This is a genomic window from Rhodococcus aetherivorans, assembly GCF_025722975.1.
Classification (GTDB): domain Bacteria; phylum Actinomycetota; class Actinomycetes; order Mycobacteriales; family Mycobacteriaceae; genus Rhodococcus; species Rhodococcus aetherivorans.
Window position 1 is genome coordinate 4,123,528 of record NZ_CP106982.1, and the last position, 15,954, is coordinate 4,139,481.

Here is a 15,954-nt window from a genome sequence, read left to right on the forward strand (position 1 = left end):
ACGTTGTCGCGGGCGCTGATCATCGTCGACGTGCAGAACGACTTCTGTGAGGGCGGGTCGCTGGCCGTGGCCGGTGGCGCCGCGGTCGCCGCGGACATCAGCCGGTACCTGGCCGCACACGCGCAGGACTACGCGCACGTGGTCGCCACCCGGGATCACCACGTCGATCCGGGTGCGCACTTCGCCGAGGAGCCGGACTTCGTGGACTCGTGGCCGCCGCACTGCCGGGCGGGAACCGAGGGTGCCGAGTTCCATCCGGCCCTCGACACCACCCGCGTGGAGGCGGTCTTCTCCAAGGGGGCGTTCGAGGCCGCGTACTCGGGCTTCGAGGGCAGCCACGACACGGGCGAGTCCCTCGACGGGTGGCTGCGCGGGCACGGGGTCACCGCGGTCGACATCGTGGGTATCGCCACCGATCACTGCGTGCGGGCGACCGCGCTCGATGCCACCGCCGCCGGGTTCGACACGCGGGTGCTGCTGCCGTACACGGCCGGGGTGAGCGAGGCGACCGTCGAGTCGGCGCTCTCGGCGCTCCGGGAGGCGGGTGTGGACCTGGTCGGACAGGTCGGGCCGCGAACCTGACGGTGGTGCCCAGTACCCTGACGCGGTGCCCGAACTCCCGAATGTGCCGGAACTGCTGCGCACCGCGGTGCACGCGCTGGGCGGCAAGGAACGGCGCAACCAGCTGACCATGGCCTCGGCGGTGGCGCATTCGCTGGACACCGGCGAGCACCTCGCGGTCCAGGCCGGTACCGGCACCGGCAAGTCGCTGGCCTACCTCGTGCCGGCCGTGCGGTATGCGGTGCAGACGGGCCGGACGGTGGTGGTCTCCACCGCGACGATCGCGCTGCAGCGTCAGCTGGTGGACCGGGACCTGCCGCGGCTGGCCGGCGCGCTGGAGTCGGCGCTGGGCCGGCGCCCCCGCTTCGCGATCCTCAAGGGCCGCGGGAACTATCTGTGCCTGAACAAGATCCACACCGGTCTGGCCGAGGAGCCGCCTGCGGACGACCAGTTGTTCGACGCGTTCGCCCTGTCGCGGATCGGCCGGGAGGTGCGTCGGATCACGGAGTGGTCGTCGGCCACCGGCACCGGCGACCGCGACGACCTCGTCCCCGGCGTGTCGGATCAGGCGTGGCGTCAGGTGAGTGTCACCGCCCGCGAGTGCCTGGGCAAGTCGCGGTGCCCGGTCGGCGAGGACTGTTTCGCGGAGATCGCCCGCGCCGAGGCCGGGCAGGTCGACGTGGTCGTCACCAACCACGCGCTGCTGGCGATCGACGCGATCAGCGGCATCTCGATCCTGCCCGAGCACGACGTGGTGGTGGTCGACGAGGCGCACGAACTCGTGGACCGCGTCACCGGGGTGGCGACGGCGGAGCTGTCCGGCGGCACCGTCTCGGCCGCGGCGCGGCGCTGCGTGAAGCTGATCGAGGACGAGGACGTCGACCGACTCGAGGGGGCCGCCGAGAACTGGGAGGCGCTGCTCGAGGAGCTGCCGCCGGGGCGGTGGGACGAGTTGCCCGAGGGCGCGGGCGCGGCGCTGGCCGCGATCCGCGACGCGGCGTGGGCCGTGCGCACGGCGATCGGACCACCCAAGGCGGGGCTCGACGCCGAGGCCGCCGCGGCCCGCAACCAGGCGCTGGCGGACGTCGACGAGGTGCACGACTGCGCGGTTCGCGTGCTGACCGCCTTCGAGGAGACGGATCCCGCTGCCCGCCGGGACGTCGTCTGGCACGCCGCCGACGAGTTCCGCGGCAACACCCGCCACACGGTGCGGATGGCGCCGCTGTCCGTCGGCGGACTGCTGCGGTCCCGGCTGTTCGCCGCGTCGACGGTCGTCCTGACCTCGGCGACGTTGACGGTGGGTGGCTCGTTCGACGCGCTCGCCGTCAACTGGGGGCTGCCGCCGCAGTCGCCGGCCCGCAGCGACACCGGCGCGGCGTCGGGGACGGAACCACCGTCGGACGACGGGGACCTGCGGTGGAATTCCCTGGACGTGGGATCGCCGTTCGATCACGCCCGCTCCGGCATCCTGTACGTCGCCAAGCACCTGCCGGCCCCCGGCCGCGACGGGCTCTCCCCCGCGTACCTGGACGAGATCGCGGAGCTGATCGAGGCCGCCGGCGGCCGCACGCTCGGGCTCTTCTCGTCGATGCGCGCCGCGAAGGCGGCGGCGGAGGCGATGCGGGAGCGCCTGGACACGCCGGTCCTGTGCCAGGGCGAGGACGCGACCGGCGCCCTGGTGGAGAAGTTCGCGGCCGACGAACCGACGTCGTTGTTCGGGACCCTGTCGCTGTGGCAGGGCGTGGACGTGCCGGGACCGTCGCTGTCGCTGGTGATCCTGGACCGGATCCCGTTCCCGCGACCGGACGACCCGCTGCTGGTGGCGCGGCAGCGGGCGGTGGAGGCGCGCGGGGGCAACGGCTTCCTGTCGGTGGCGGCCACCCACGCCGCGCTGCTGCTCGCGCAGGGCGTGGGCCGGTTGTTGCGCAGCACGGACGATCGGGGTGTCGTGGCGGTGCTCGATCCCCGCCTGGCGACCGCACGGTACGGCGGGTATCTGCGCGCGTCGCTGCCCCCGTTCTGGGAGACAGCCGATCCGCGGGTGGTGCGCAAGGCGCTCGTCCGTCTGCGGGGCTGACCGGGCCGCGACGCGTCCGATCCCGAAACGTTCACGACTTTCCCGGAATTTCCGGCCGTTTCGCGGCAGCATCGAAGGCGGCGCAGGCGCCGGAGTCGAGGGTCGCAGGGACAGGGGGCTTTTCGGATATGCCACAGGGCGTTGTGAAGTGGTTCGACGAGGAGAAGGGGTTCGGCTTCATCGCGGAGGAGGGCGGCGGGCCCGACATCTTCGTCCACTACTCGGAGATCGCGGGGACGGGCTTCCGCTCGCTGACAGAGGGTCAGCGCGTCGAGTTCGAGATCGGACTGGGTGTGAAGGGACCTCAGGCGGAGAACGTCCGACCGGTGTGAGAACCGCGGCCGCCGCGGCACCCGGTGATCAGACCCGCAGGCCCACCTCGACGATCGCCTTGGCAACCGACCGCACGGGTGCCTGGTTGCTGCGGGCGTGGCCGCGGATGAGCCGGAACGCCTCGTCGGGGGTGGTGCTCCGGGCGTGGGCGATGATGCCCTTCGCCTGTTCGATGACGATGCGCGAATCGAGCGCCGCCTGCAGTTGCGCGTTCAGCTGCTCGTGCTGCCGCAGCTTGTTGGAGTTGACGATGTAGCCGGTGGCCATGTCTGCGAAGATCTGCGCCGCCGCGATCTCACGATCCGCCCATTCGCGCGGTTCGCACGCGTACAGGTCGAGAGCGCCGATCTTCTCGTCCGCGAGCTGCATCGGTATGCCGGCCACCGCCGCGATCCCGTGCTCGCGGGCCTTCTCGGCGTAGTCCGGCCACAGGTCTGATCGTGTCCGCACGTCGGCGACCGCGATGGGCTCGCCACGATCGAACGCGTACTGGCACGGCCCCACCCCGGCCTCCTCCTGGCAGCGTTCCATCTCCCCCACCACCTCGGCGGCCGCGGTGACGAACTGCAGCCGGCCCTCGCACTGCAGGCTCACGCCGCACCCGAGGAGACCCAGAACGGCGGTCACGCCATCGACGAGCTCGTCGAGCGCTGCGCCGACGTCGTAGGGGGTGGGCAGCAGGCGCGCGAACCGCGACAGCACCGCCATGAACTCGTCCTGGTCGAACACCGGCGCGCCCCCTCCGGTCGGCAACACCCTCGATAGTGACACACATCACAGTTCTTGGGTGGCGTCGCACGCGTCACATCACATATCCTGGTACACAGAGCGTCCGCCCCAGATCCCGGCGACGCCCGAATCGGAGCCGCCCCGACCCCCGGTGCTCCTCTCTCACTCTCCACGAATCGTGTGGACAGGTTTTCGGGAGAACACCGCTCGAGGCCCGGTTGCCCGTCGCTCCGAGCAGGTGTACCTCCCGGACACGATCCGCGAAGAAGGAACACCCATGGCTCACCTCGCCCATCCGGCTCCCCACAGCGACAACTCGCCGCTGCTCTCGGTACCGTCCATCATCGTCGGTGCCGGCACCCTCTCGTGCGGGCTGGCCGTCGCGATCAGCCGATCCCTCACCCTCGGCGTGCTGGCCGCCCTTCTCACGGTGGCGACGGTCGCGGTCGCAGCGGTGATGATCCGCTCCTGACCTCGCCCACTCCCGACTCCGACGGCCCGCCCGGGCCCACCCGAGCAAGGAACCGATGAACCACCTCAATCACGTCGCCGACCCGAGCACCGTCCCGGGTTCGGCGATGAGCACGGCCGAGATCAAGGCTCGTATCGACGCGATGTTCGCGGACGACCACGGGAACACTGTGACCGGCGACGATCGCAGGGCCACCGCGGCCTCGCCCCGGCGCCCCGGATGGGCGTCGAGCCGGCGCGGCCGCAGGAGCTGACCACCGACGTTCTCCCGGCGTCGGTGGTCTCCGACCGGACCACCGGCTTCCGGACAGCGCCGCAGGGGGGCGCTTCCGGAAGCCGGTGGTCCGTCACTGCCGGGTCACGGCTGATGTGTCACTGCCGGGTCACGGCTGATGTGTCACTGCCGGGTCACGGCTGATGTGTCACTGCCGGTTCACGGCTGATGCGTCACTACCGGGTCACGGCGCCGCGACGAGCGCGGGCGAGGTCGAGACGTCCCACTTCATCGAGACCGAGGTGCCGTCGGGGACGGTGACGACATCCGTGTGGGACGTCAGGGTCCGGATCAGCGCGAGCCCGTGGCCACGGCAGCTGTCGCCGGACGGATCCTCCGGGGTGCGCCAGCGGCCGTGATCGGTGACGATCACTTCGACGGAACGTTCCCCCGGTCGATAGACGGCCTCCAGGTCGACCGCGCCGACACGATCCCCGTACCCGTCGGGATACGCGTGCTCGACGGCATTGGCCAGCGCTTCGTAGCTGGCCAGCAGCACATCCTGCCCGAGTTCGACCTCGAGGTGGAGGCGGTCCAGCCACCGGTCCAGGGCCTGCCGGAGCATCGTCACCTGGCTCGGCTCGGCGCGGACCCCGCGGTAGAACAACCCGGTCGATGTGAACGCCTGAGAGGCGTGTCGCGAGTGCATCCTCCTCCTCGATTTCCGATGCGTCCTCGGTCGGACGCATCGGGTGTATACCCACCGCCCCGCGGTCCTATACCTCGAAGCGAGGGCGTGCGCACAGCGACGGGCGACCGTCCCGGTCAGCCGGCACGGGCGACCCGCGCCGGATAGACGAATCCGGGCAGCACCCGCCCGGCGACGGTCGCGACGCCGAGGACGACGAGGAGCGCCGGCACCAGCGTGGTTCCCACGTAGCCGATCCCCGGGTCCGTGAGCCCGATCGCCCCGGCACACACTGCGGCGGGCACATGCGGCGCCCGCAGCAGCGCCATGGCGACGACCGCAAGTCCCGCTGCGACGGCGGCGCCGGCCTGCGACGGACCGGCGACGGCCGCGACGACGAGCGCCGCGGCCGCGGCCGCAGGGTAGGCCCGCACGATCGCTCCGGGCCGGGCGGCCGGGGTGCCGGGTGCGAGGGCGATGAGGGCTGCGGACGCGACGTACGGCAACCCGAACACCGCCCAGTGGGCGAGGTTCTCGAGGGCGGCGAGCGCGCCGGCCGCGCCGAGCGCGACGGCCCCCGGGGCGAGGGCGGCGGCCAGGGCACGGCGGGACCCGTCCGGTGCATCACCGAGAAGCGGTGGCATCCGATTACTCTCCTTCGGTCTCGGAGTGTGCGGCCGGGCTCAGAGTGCGGCCGGGTTCAGAGTGCGGCCCAGGAATCCACGGACGAGGTCCGCGATCTCCGGCCCGTGGGTCTCGAGGGCGAAGTGGCCTGCGTCGAGCAGGTGAATCTCCGCGTCGGGGAGGTCGCGGGCGAATGCTTCCGCACCGGCGGGACCGAAGATCTCGTCGCCGCGGCCCCACGCCACCAGGGTCGGCGGCCGCCAGGCGCGGAAGTACTCCTGGAATGCCGGGTACGCGTCGAGGTTGAACTGGTAGTCCCAGAACAACTGGAGCTGGATCTCCTTGTTGCCGGGCCGATCGAGGCCCAGTTGGTCGAGCAGCCAGGCTTCCGGGGCGATCCGGTCGAGCCGGTCCTCGGGGACACCGTGGACGTACTGCCACCGGGTCGCCTCGGGCTCGAGGAGGGCACGGACGGTGGATTCGTGGGCGGCGCGGTCCTGTGCGTGGGCGAAGAGGACCTCCCAGAACGGGGTGAACCCTTCGCGGTAGGCGTTGCCGCTCTGGGTGATCAGCGCGGTGACGCGCTCGGGGTTCCCGGCCGCGATCCGCAGGCCGATCGGGGCGCCGTAGTCGTGGAGGTAGAGGGCGAAGCGCGTCAGCCCGATCCGGTCGAGCAGCGCATCGGTGATCTGCGCGAGACGGTCGAAGCTGTAGTCGAACTCGTCGACGGCGGGCATCGCCGATCGCCCGAAGCCGATGTGGTCGGGGGCGACGAGGTGGTACTGGTCGGCGAGCTCGCCGAGCAGGTGGCGGAACATGTGCGAGCTGGACGGGAAGCCGTGCAGCAGAACGAGAGCCGGCGCACCCGGGTCCCCGGCCTCGCGGTAGGAAACGTCGAGCCCGTCGATGGTCTCGGTGCGGTGGCGGACAACGGAAGCGGACATGAGTCCTCCTCGGATCGGTCGGAGAACGAGCGTTCTCCGGTACGTGGTGTAGCGTAGAGAACGATGGTTCTCGATGCAAGAGGGAGGGGCCCGATGGACGCGGACACCGCGCAGACCCGGCTGCTCGACGCCGCCGAGGAACTGTTCAACGAGCACGGCATCCAGGCCGTCGGAATGGACACGATCCGGGCCCGCTCCGGGGTGTCGCTCAAGCGGCTCTATCAGCTCTACCCCGCCAAGGACCGGCTCGTGGAGGCCGTTCTGACCCGGCGCGATCACACCGTGCTGACGGATCTGCGCCGGTATGTCGATGCCCGCACCGATCCGCGCGAGCGGGTTCTCACGGTGTTCGACTTTCTCGAGGAATGGTTCGCCTGCAGCGACTTCCGCGGCTGCACCTTCATCAACACGTTCGGCGAACTCGGCGGAATCTCCGGTGACGTCGCCGAGATCGCCCGCACGCACAAGGACGCGTTCCGGCGCTACCTGCGCGGACTCGTGGCGGACGCGGGCAGCCCCCCGGCACTGGGCGACCAGCTGGCGATCCTGGCCAACGGGGCGATGGCGACGGCGGCGATCTCCGGTTCTCCCGCCGTCGCGCGGCAGGCCCGCGACGCCGCGCGCGTCCTGCTCGACGCGAGCGGCCGCGGGCCCGGCGCGGAGAGCTAGCTAGGCGAGCACGACCTTGCCGAGTTCGGCGTCCGACGCGAGCAGCTCGTGGTGCGGCAGCACCCGCACCGTGTAGCCGACCGACCCGGCCATCGGCAGCGCGACCTCGACCTCGAAGACCTCGCCCAGCGGGTTCGTGCCGGTGTGCCGCATCGGCACCGTCACCACGTCGGACAGGGTGTCGTCGACCCCGACCCGGCCGACGACGGCCTGAACGACCACGTCGGTCACCCGGAGACCGTCGAGGTACACGTGGGCGGTCAGGGCCAGTTTGGAGCCGATCTCCGGGATGTCCGGCAGTCCGGCGCTGTCGACCTGGGCCACCCGCACGGCCGGCCATGCCGCCTCGACGCGACGCCGGTAGTGGGCGAGCTCGCGCGCTCCGGCGAACCCGTCGGCGACCGCCTCGCGCGCGGCCGCGGCCGCCGGCGCGTAGTACTGCACGGTGTAGTCCCGGACCATGCGGGAGGCGAGCACCTTCGGACCGAGGTTCTGGAGCGTGTGCCGCACCATCTCGATCCAGCGGGTGGGCACACCGCTGCCGTCCCGGTCGTAGAACCGCGGCAGGACCGAGCGCTCGAGCAGCTCGTACAGGGCGCTGGCCTCGAGGTCGTCGCGGCGGTGTTCGTCGATCACACCGTCGGCGGTGGGGATGGCCCAGCCGTTCTCGCCGTCGTACATCTCGTCCCACCAGCCGTCGCGGATGGAGAGGTTGAGCCCGCCGTTGAGGGCCGACTTCATCCCGGAGGTGCCGCACGCCTCGAGCGGGCGCAGCGGGTTGTTCAGCCACACGTCGCAGCCCCAGTAGAGGTACCGGGCCATGGACATGTCGTAGTCCGGCAGGAAAACGATGCGGTGCCGCACGTCGGCGGCATCGGCGAACCGCACCACCTGCTGGATCAGTGCCTTGCCGCCGTCGTCGGCCGGGTGGCTCTTGCCGGCGACGACCAGCTGCACGGGGCGCTCCTCGTCGAGCAGCAGGGCCCGCAGTCGTTCCGGGTCGCGCAGCATCAGGGTGAGCCGCTTGTAGGTCGGCACCCGGCGGGCGAAGCCGACGGTGAGCACGTGCGGATCGAAGACCCCGTCCACCCAGCCGAGTTCGGCCTCGGTGGCGCCGCGCTGGAGCCAGGACCGGCGCAGCCGCCGACGGATCTCCTCCACCAGCTGCGCACGCAACGTGTTGCGGGTGGCCCACAGCTCGCGCGGTTCGACCGTCTGCAGCAGTTCCCAGCCCTGGGCCTCCTCGACCCGGTCGGGACCGGCGAGACGGTTGGCGAACTCGAGCCACTCGCGGGCGGCCCAGGTATGGGCGTGCACGCCGTTGGTGACCGACCCGATCGGCACCTCGCCGGCGTCGAAGCCGGGCCACAGGCCCACGAACATCTCGCGGCTGACCCGGCCGTGCAGCTTCGACACGCCGTTGCTGCGCTGGCCGAGCCGCAGACCCAGGTGGGCCATGTTGAACACACGGGGGTCCGATTCCCGGCCGAGGGAAAGGACGCGGTCCACCCCCAGGCCGGGCAGCAGCGCCGACTCGTTCTCGCCGTTCGGTCCGGAGAAGTAGTGCCGGACGAGTTCCGCCGGGAACCGGTCGATGCCCGCGGGAACCGGGGTGTGGGTGGTGAAGACGGTGCCGGCGCGCACGGCGGCGAGCGCCTCGTCGAAGTCCAGACCGGCGCCCGTGACCAGTTCGCGGATGCGTTCGGCGCCCAGGAACCCGGCGTGTCCCTCGTTCATGTGGAACACCTCGGGATCGCGCAGTCCCGCGATCCGGGTGTAGGCGCGGACGGCGCGCACCCCGCCGACCCCGGCCAGGATCTCCTGCTTGATGCGATGGTCCTGGTCGCCGCCGTAGAGGCGGTCGGTGACCCCGCGCAGTTCCTCGTCGTTCTCGGCGATGTCCGAGTCGAGCAGCAGCAACGGGACGCGGCCCACCTGGGCGATCCACACCCGGGCGGTGAGGGTGCGATTGCCGGGCATGGCGACCTGGATCAGGGCAGGGGTGCCGTCGGCCTCGGTCAGCAGCCGCAGCGGCAGGCCCTGCGGGTCGTAGTTCGGGTAGTGCTCGCTCTGCCATCCGTCGGCGGTCAGGGACTGACGGAAGTAGCCGGAGCGGTAGAGCAGGCCGACACCGATGAGCGGCAGGCCGAGGTCCGAGGCCGCCTTGAGGTGATCGCCGGCCAGGATGCCGAGTCCGCCGGAGTAGTTCGGCAGAACCTCGGAAACGCCGAACTCCATGGAGAAGTAGGCGATGCCGGACGGCAGCCCGGTGCCCTCCTGCTGCTGGTGCTGGTACCAGCGCGGCCTCGCGAGGTAGTCGTCGAGGTCGGCCGACTCGGCGTCGAGCCGCGCGAGGAACTCCTCGTCGGCGGCGAGCGCGTCGAGACGGGCCGGCGGCACCTCGCCGAGCATCCGCACCGGGTCGTGCTCGACGCGACGCCACAGCGCGGAGTCGATCGAGGCGAACAGGTCCTGCGTGGGCGTGTGCCACGACCAGCGCAGGTTGACGGCGAGCGGGCCCAGTCCGGCCAGCCGCTGGGGAAGGTGGGCTCGTACGGTGAACCGACGCAAGGCTCTCACCCCGGGAAGACTACCGACATTCGGCCGGCCGGGAAGACCGGCAAATGCGGCGGCCGTCCGGCGGCCGGGCCACGTTCCCCGCGAGCGGACGCGCGAGCCCCGCGGCACACGGCGCCGCGGGGCTCGCTCGTTCCGGCGCGTCGACCCCGGGTAACAGCTATTGCGGGGCGTCGACGACATTACGCGTCGCATGAGGGGACGGCGGTGCGTACCTCCACTACGGTTGGGGACGGGCCGCATCCGAAGGCTCGTCAGCAGTCCGTGCGAGGGAAACGGAGCCGGCATGACAGACGGAACGGAGCGAGCGTGACAGGTCGAATCGGAGCCAGCGCGACAGGCCGCCTCGGCATCGACGATGTCCGTCCCGACATCTCGGGAGGGCGACATCCGGTCAAGGCCGTTGTCGGGGAGGTGGTTCCCGTGTCGGCAGTCGTGTGGCGAGAAGGCCACGACGCCGTCGCCGCCACCCTGGCCGTGCGCGGGCCGGGATCGGACCCGGAGAGCGAAGGGAAGCTGATCCGGATCCCGATGGTTCCCGGCGAGGTGCCCGACACCTTCCACGCCGTGTTCACCCCCACCAGTCCGGGACTGTGGACGTACCGGGTGGAGGCCTGGAGCGATCCGGTGAGCACGTGGCGGCACGCGGTGGACGCGAAGGTCGACGCCGGCCAGGGTCCGGAGGACCTGGCGAACGACATCGAGATCGGCGCCCGCCTGTTCGAGAAGGCCGCGAAGACCGCGCCGCGCCCCAACCGGCCGGCCCTGCTCGCCGTGGCCGCGGCGCTGCGTTCGGAGCGGCCGCTCGCCGACCGGATCGCCCCTGCCTTCGCCGCCGACATCACCGAGATCCTGCGGGCCAATCCGCTGCGCGAGCTGATCACCCGCGGGAAGGCGTACACCGCCGTGGTCGATCGGGAACGGGCCCTGTTCGGTTCCTGGTACGAGTTCTTCCCCCGCTCGACGGGCGGGTGGAACGAGGACGGCACGCCACGGCACGGCACCTTCGCCACCGCCGCGGAGGAACTGCCGCGGGTCGCCGCGATGGGCTTCGACGTGGTGTACCTGCCGCCCATCCACCCGATCGGCAAGGTCAACCGCAAGGGACCGAACAACACCCTCACCGCCGGCCCGGACGACGTGGGCTCCCCCTGGGCCATCGGCTCCGACGAGGGCGGCCACGACGCGATCCACCCGCAGCTCGGCACGGAGGACGACTTCCGCGCCTTCGTCGCCCGGGCGCGCGAACTCGACCTCGAGGTGGCCCTCGATCTGGCGCTGCAGTGCGCCCCGGACCACCCGTGGGCGAAGGAGCATCCCGAGTGGTTCACGGTCCTGCCGGACGGCACGATCGCCTACGCCGAGAACCCGCCCAAGAAGTACCAGGACATCTATCCGGTCAACTTCGACAACGATCCGGACGGCATCTACGCCGAGGTGCTGCGCGTGGTGCGGCACTGGATCAGCTTCGGCGTCAAGATCTTCCGGGTCGACAACCCGCACACCAAGCCACCGAACTTCTGGGAGTGGCTGATCGCCGAGGTCAAGCGCACCGATCCCGACGTGCTGTTCCTGTCCGAGGCCTTCACCCGTCCCGCCCGCATGTACGGCCTCGCCCGACGCGGGTTCACGCAGTCCTACACGTACTTCACCTGGCGCGTGGCGAAGTGGGAGCTGACCGAATTCGGACAGGAGATCGCGGCGAAGGCGGACGAGGCGCGCCCGAACCTGTTCGTCAACACGCCCGACATCCTGCACGAGTCGCTGCAACACGGCGGACCCGGAATGTTCGCTCTGCGCGCGGCCCTCGCGGCCACGCTCGCCCCGTCGTGGGGGGTGTACTCCGGTTACGAACTCTACGAACACGTCCCGCTGCGACCCGGCAGCGAGGAGTACCTCGACTCGGAGAAGTACCAGCTGCGTCCGCGACGGTTCGACGAGGCCCGCCGCCGCGGCGAATCCCTCGAGCCGTGGATCGCCACGCTCAACCGGATCCGGCGCGCCCACCCGGCCCTGCAGCAGCTGCGCAACATCCACTTCCACCACATCGACAACGACGCCCTCATCGCGTACTCGAAATTCGATCCCCGGACCGGGGATTCGGTCCTCACCGTGATCAACCTCAACCCGTTCGGCGCCGAGCAGGGCACCGTCTGGCTGGACATGCCGGCGCTCGGCCACGAATGGCACGACCAGCTCACGGTGTTCGACGAGGTGTCCGGCGCGCAGTACTCGTGGGGCCAGGCCAACTTCGTCCGGCTCGAACCCTGGCGCGCGGTGGCGCACATCCTGGCGCTGCCCCCGATCGGTGTACCGACGCGAACCACCCTCGCCTACAGGAGCAACTCGTGACAGTGCCCCCGACTCGACGCCACTCCCCCAACCCGCACGACCTCGCCCGGCTGGCGGCCGGCGAGCACCACGATCCGCACTCGGTGCTCGGCGCCCACCCGCATCCGGAAGGCACGATCATCCGGGCCATGCGTCCCCACGCGGAGAAGGTGGCGGCGCGCATCGGCGGCATCGATCACCCACTCGAGCCTCTCGGCCACGATGTGTTCAGCGCGCTCGTCCCGGTGCACGACCTGTCGGACTACCGGCTCGTGGTGACCTACCCGTTCGAGCACACCGTCGTCGTCGCCGACCCGTACCGGTTCCTGCCCACGCTCGGGGAGCTGGACCTGCACCTGTTCGCCGAGGGCCGGCACGAGCGGCTGTGGGAGATCCTGGGGGCGCATCAGCGCTCGTACGAGACCCCCGACGGCACGGTCCGCGGCACGTCGTTCGCGGTGTGGGCGCCCGGCGCGCGCGGCGTCACGGTCGTCGGCGACTTCGACGGCTGGAGCGGCCGGCTCGCGCCGATGCGGGTGCTCGGCTCCAGCGGCGTGTGGGAACTGTTCCTGCCCGACGTGGAGCCGGGTGCGCTGTACAAGTTCCGGGTCCACGGCCGCGACGGCTCGGTCCAGGACAAGGCCGACCCGATGGCGTTCGCCACCGAGGTGCCGCCGGCGACGGCCTCCGTGGTCAACCACAGCAGCTACGTGTGGGGCGACGACGCGTGGCTCGCCGCCCGGGCCGACTCCCGGCCGTGGCAGGAGCCGATGAGCGTCTACGAGGTGCACCTCGGCTCGTGGCGTCCCGGTCTCGGATACCGGGAGCTGGCCGACCAGCTCGCCGAGTACGTCGCGGCGGCCGGCTTCACCCACGTCGAGCTGCTGCCGGTGGCCGAGCATCCCTTCGGCGGATCGTGGGGATACCAGGTCACCTCGTACTACGCCCCCACCGCCCGCTTCGGCACGCCCGACGAGTTCCGTGCGTTCGTCGACCGGTTGCACGCCGCCGGCATCGGCGTGATCGTGGACTGGGTGCCCGCCCACTTTCCGAAGGACGAGTGGGCCCTGGCCCGCTTCGACGGCAGTGCCCTCTACGAACACCCCGATCCCCGGCGTGGCGAGCAGCTGGACTGGGGCACCTACGTCTTCGACTTCGGCCGCCGGGAGGTGCGCAACTTCCTCGTCGCCAACGCGCTGTACTGGATCGACGAGTTCCACATCGACGGCCTGCGCGTCGACGCCGTCGCCTCGATGCTGTACCTCGACTACTCGCGGCCCGAGGGCGGCTGGACCCCCAACGTGTACGGCGGCCGGGAGAACCTCGAGGCGGTGGCCTTCCTGCAGGAGATGAACGCCACCGTGCACAAGCTCCACCCCGGCGTCGTCACCGTCGCCGAGGAGTCCACGGCATGGCCCGGCGTCACCCGGCCCACCCACGCGGGCGGGCTCGGGTTCTCCATGAAATGGAACATGGGTTGGATGCACGACACCCTCGGGTACATCGGCCGGGACCCGGTGCATCGCACGTACCACCACCATGAGATCACCTTCTCGCTGGTGTACGCCTGGAGTGAGAACTTCGTCCTGCCCGTCAGCCACGACGAGGTCGTGCACGGCAAGGGCACGCTCTGGACCCGGATGCCGGGTGGCGACCGCGAGCAGGCCGCCGGCCTGCGCGGCCTGCTCGCGTACATGTGGGCCCACCCCGGCAAGCAACTGCTGTTCATGGGGCAGGAGTTCGGCCAGACCGCGGAATGGTCCGAGGAGCGGGGCCTGGACTGGTGGCAGCTCGACGATCCGCACAACGGACCGCTGCACCAAGGCGTGCACCGGCTCGTCGCCGACCTCAACCGGATCTACCGTGAGCACCCCGCCCTGTGGACGCTGGACACCTCGCCGAGCGGGTACTCGTGGATCGACGCCAACGACTCGGCGAACAACGTGCTGAGCTTTCTCCGTCACGGGAGCGACGGTTCCGTCGTGGCGTGCCTGTTCAACTTCTCCGGATCGACGCATTCGGACTATCGTGTCGGACTACCCGAAACAGGACAGTGGTCGGAGATCCTCAACACGGATTCGACGGCCTACCAGGGCAACGGCGTCGGCAACCTCGGCGCCGTGACGGCCACGGCACGCTCCTGGCACGGGCGCCCGGCGTCGGCGGAGGTGACGCTGCCTGCTTACGGTGCGATCTGGCTGACGTTGCAGCGGTGACCGCCGTCCTCGGACGACAGGAGAAGAACAGGTGACTCGGACGCGGCTGCCGTTCCGCCTCGCGGTACCGGCGCTGGCCGTGATGGTGCTCGCCGGATGTGCCGCTCGCATCGAGGGCACCGCCGTCTCCATCTACGACAACCCGTTCTCGGTGGCGGGCCTGCCGGTGTCCTCGGGCCCGAGCGGCCCGCGGCCCGCCGCCCCGGACGCGCAGGTGACGATCGAGAACTCGGACGGCGGGGACGTCGACGTCCTCGCCGGCAACGCGGTCGCCGACATCGAGGCCTACTGGAACGAGGAGTTCCCGCGCATCGCCCGGGGCGCGTTCGAGCCCGTCGGCACGATCGCCTCGTGGGATCCCGACGAGCGCGGTCCGAAGTTCTGCGGCGAATCCACCTTCGAGTTCATCAACGCCGCGTACTGCAACCGCGACGACGTCATCGGGTGGGACCGCACCTACCTGATGCCGCAGCTCATCGAGACGTTCGGCCCGATGGCGGCCGTGACGGTGCTCGCCCACGAGTACGGGCACGCCGTCCAGTTCAAGGCCGGGACGGTCGCCGAGGACGATCCGGGCATCGTGTTCGAGCAGCAGGCGGACTGCTTCGCAGGCGCCTTCATGCGGCACGTCGCCGCCGGCAACTCGGAGCACTTCCGGTTGAACACCTCGGACGGGCTGAACTCGGTGCTGGCGTCGATGGTCTCCTTCCGCGACAGCGACCCCAACGACCCGGACGCGATCCACGGGTCGGCATTCGAGCGGGTCACCGCGTTCCAGATCGGCTTCACCGACGGTGCGGGATCGTGCACCCGCATCGACGCCGCCGAGATCGAGTCCCGGCGCGCCGATCTGCCGCAGTTCTTCGACAGTTCCGACGACGGCGAACTTCCCGTGACCGAGGAGTCGGTGAAGGCGCTGATGGCCTCGTTCCGCCGGGTGTTCGATCTGCCGGAACAACCGGAGCTCGACCTGTCCGGCGCCGACCTCGGCTGTCCGGACGCGAAGGCCACGTCGCCGGTGTCGTACTGTCCCGCCACCAACACCATCGGGGTGGACGTCGACGAGCTGGCGGACCGCGGTACCCCGTTGCAGACCGGCGCCGGGGGGATCACGACCGACGTACGGGGCGACTACGCCGCCTACGTGCTGCTCGCCTCCCGGTACGCCCTGGCCGTGCAGAACGCGGCCGGCCAGTCGCTCGTCGACCCCCAGACGGCGCTGCGGGCTGCCTGCCTCGCCGGCGTGATCAGCGCGGAACTGAGCCCCGACAGCACCGGCGCCCAGCCGGCCGAGGACATGGTGTGGTTGTCGCCGGGCGATCTGGACGAGGCGGTCTCCGGCCTGCTGACCGACGGCCTCGCCGCCAGCGACGTCAACGGCAACACCGTGCCGAGCGGATTCTCCCGGGTGGACGCGTTCCGCACCGGGGTTCTCGGCGGCGAGGCCGCCTGCTCGGGCCGCTACCACTGACCGACGCGCGGTGGCGGCCCGGGAAGCCGGACCGCCACCGCGGGTCGGG

At 70.9% G+C, this 15,954-nt stretch carries 14 protein-coding genes; 9 read left to right on the plus strand and 5 right to left on the minus strand.

Annotated elements, in window-relative coordinates; translation table 11 throughout:
- Positions 1 to 3: 3 nt before the first annotated feature.
- The 3 genes from OCS65_RS18635 (at position 4) to OCS65_RS18645 (ending at position 2,970) form a co-directional block, all read left to right on the plus strand.
- On the plus strand, positions 4 to 582 hold the full coding sequence (locus OCS65_RS18635) for an isochorismatase family protein (RefSeq protein ID WP_029542976.1): 579 nt from the start codon (positions 4 to 6) through the stop codon (positions 580 to 582).
- Between the two features lie 25 nt (positions 583 to 607).
- Complete coding sequence (locus OCS65_RS18640) at positions 608 to 2,638, plus strand: ATP-dependent DNA helicase (protein WP_231771713.1); 2,031 nt, start codon at positions 608 to 610, stop codon at positions 2,636 to 2,638.
- A 128-nt stretch (positions 2,639 to 2,766) separates the two neighbouring features.
- Complete coding sequence (locus OCS65_RS18645) at positions 2,767 to 2,970, plus strand: cold-shock protein (RefSeq protein WP_029542972.1); 204 nt, start codon at positions 2,767 to 2,769, stop codon at positions 2,968 to 2,970.
- A gap of 28 nt (positions 2,971 to 2,998) precedes the next feature.
- Here OCS65_RS18645 and OCS65_RS18650 read toward each other — a convergent pair whose 3' ends face one another.
- Positions 2,999 to 3,700, minus strand: coding sequence for a GAF and ANTAR domain-containing protein (locus tag OCS65_RS18650; RefSeq protein WP_029542970.1), 702 nt, complete (start codon positions 3,698 to 3,700; stop codon positions 2,999 to 3,001).
- A 277-nt stretch (positions 3,701 to 3,977) separates the two neighbouring features.
- Between OCS65_RS18650 and OCS65_RS18655 the strand changes: the two genes are divergently transcribed.
- Positions 3,978 to 4,172, plus strand: coding sequence for a hypothetical protein (locus tag OCS65_RS18655; protein WP_206530813.1), 195 nt, complete (start codon positions 3,978 to 3,980; stop codon positions 4,170 to 4,172).
- Positions 4,173 to 4,227: 55 nt separating this feature from the next.
- On the plus strand, positions 4,228 to 4,425 hold the full coding sequence (locus tag OCS65_RS18660) for a hypothetical protein (protein WP_050035020.1): 198 nt from the start codon (positions 4,228 to 4,230) through the stop codon (positions 4,423 to 4,425).
- Between the two features lie 204 nt (positions 4,426 to 4,629).
- Here the strand turns inward: OCS65_RS18660 and OCS65_RS18665 are convergent, their stop codons facing one another.
- From OCS65_RS18665 to OCS65_RS18675, 3 genes are all read right to left on the minus strand, one after another.
- Positions 4,630 to 5,094: an ATP-binding protein gene (locus OCS65_RS18665; protein ID WP_029542966.1), complete on the minus strand. Its 465-nt coding sequence runs from the start codon at positions 5,092 to 5,094 to the stop codon at positions 4,630 to 4,632.
- 116 nt (positions 5,095 to 5,210) lie between these two features.
- Positions 5,211 to 5,717 carry an HPP family protein gene (locus tag OCS65_RS18670; protein ID WP_006938378.1) on the minus strand — a complete coding sequence of 169 codons (507 nt, stop codon included), beginning with the start codon at positions 5,715 to 5,717 and terminating at the stop codon, positions 5,211 to 5,213.
- Positions 5,718 to 5,756: 39 nt separating this feature from the next.
- Positions 5,757 to 6,641, minus strand: coding sequence for an alpha/beta fold hydrolase (locus tag OCS65_RS18675; RefSeq protein WP_029542964.1), 885 nt, complete (start codon positions 6,639 to 6,641; stop codon positions 5,757 to 5,759).
- Between the two features lie 93 nt (positions 6,642 to 6,734).
- Between OCS65_RS18675 and OCS65_RS18680 the strand changes: the two genes are divergently transcribed.
- On the plus strand, positions 6,735 to 7,310 hold the full coding sequence (locus OCS65_RS18680) for a TetR/AcrR family transcriptional regulator (protein WP_231771714.1): 576 nt from the start codon (positions 6,735 to 6,737) through the stop codon (positions 7,308 to 7,310).
- Here OCS65_RS18680 and glgP read toward each other — a convergent pair whose 3' ends face one another.
- Positions 7,311 to 9,890 carry an alpha-glucan family phosphorylase gene (gene glgP, locus OCS65_RS18685; RefSeq protein ID WP_029542962.1) on the minus strand — a complete coding sequence of 860 codons (2,580 nt, stop codon included), beginning with the start codon at positions 9,888 to 9,890 and terminating at the stop codon, positions 7,311 to 7,313. It abuts the gene before it with no gap.
- Between the two features lie 306 nt (positions 9,891 to 10,196).
- On the opposite strand from glgP, the gene OCS65_RS18690 reads away from it, so the two are divergent.
- From OCS65_RS18690 to OCS65_RS18700, 3 genes are read left to right on the plus strand one after another with little or no spacing between them, the layout of a single operon-like run.
- A complete protein-coding gene (locus OCS65_RS18690) occupies positions 10,197 to 12,239 on the plus strand; it encodes an alpha-1,4-glucan--maltose-1-phosphate maltosyltransferase (RefSeq protein ID WP_029542960.1) in 2,043 nt (680 codons plus the stop codon).
- The gene (gene glgB, locus OCS65_RS18695) at positions 12,236 to 14,434 is read left to right on the plus strand and encodes a 1,4-alpha-glucan branching protein GlgB (RefSeq protein WP_006938391.1); all 2,199 of its coding nucleotides are present in this window, start codon (positions 12,236 to 12,238) and stop codon (positions 14,432 to 14,434) included. Before OCS65_RS18690 ends, glgB begins: the two co-directional genes overlap by 4 nt.
- A 31-nt stretch (positions 14,435 to 14,465) precedes the next feature.
- Positions 14,466 to 15,905 (plus strand): neutral zinc metallopeptidase, encoded by a 1,440-nt coding sequence (locus OCS65_RS18700; RefSeq protein ID WP_269151797.1) that lies wholly within the window; start codon positions 14,466 to 14,468, stop codon positions 15,903 to 15,905.
- Positions 15,906 to 15,954 lie beyond the last annotated feature (49 nt).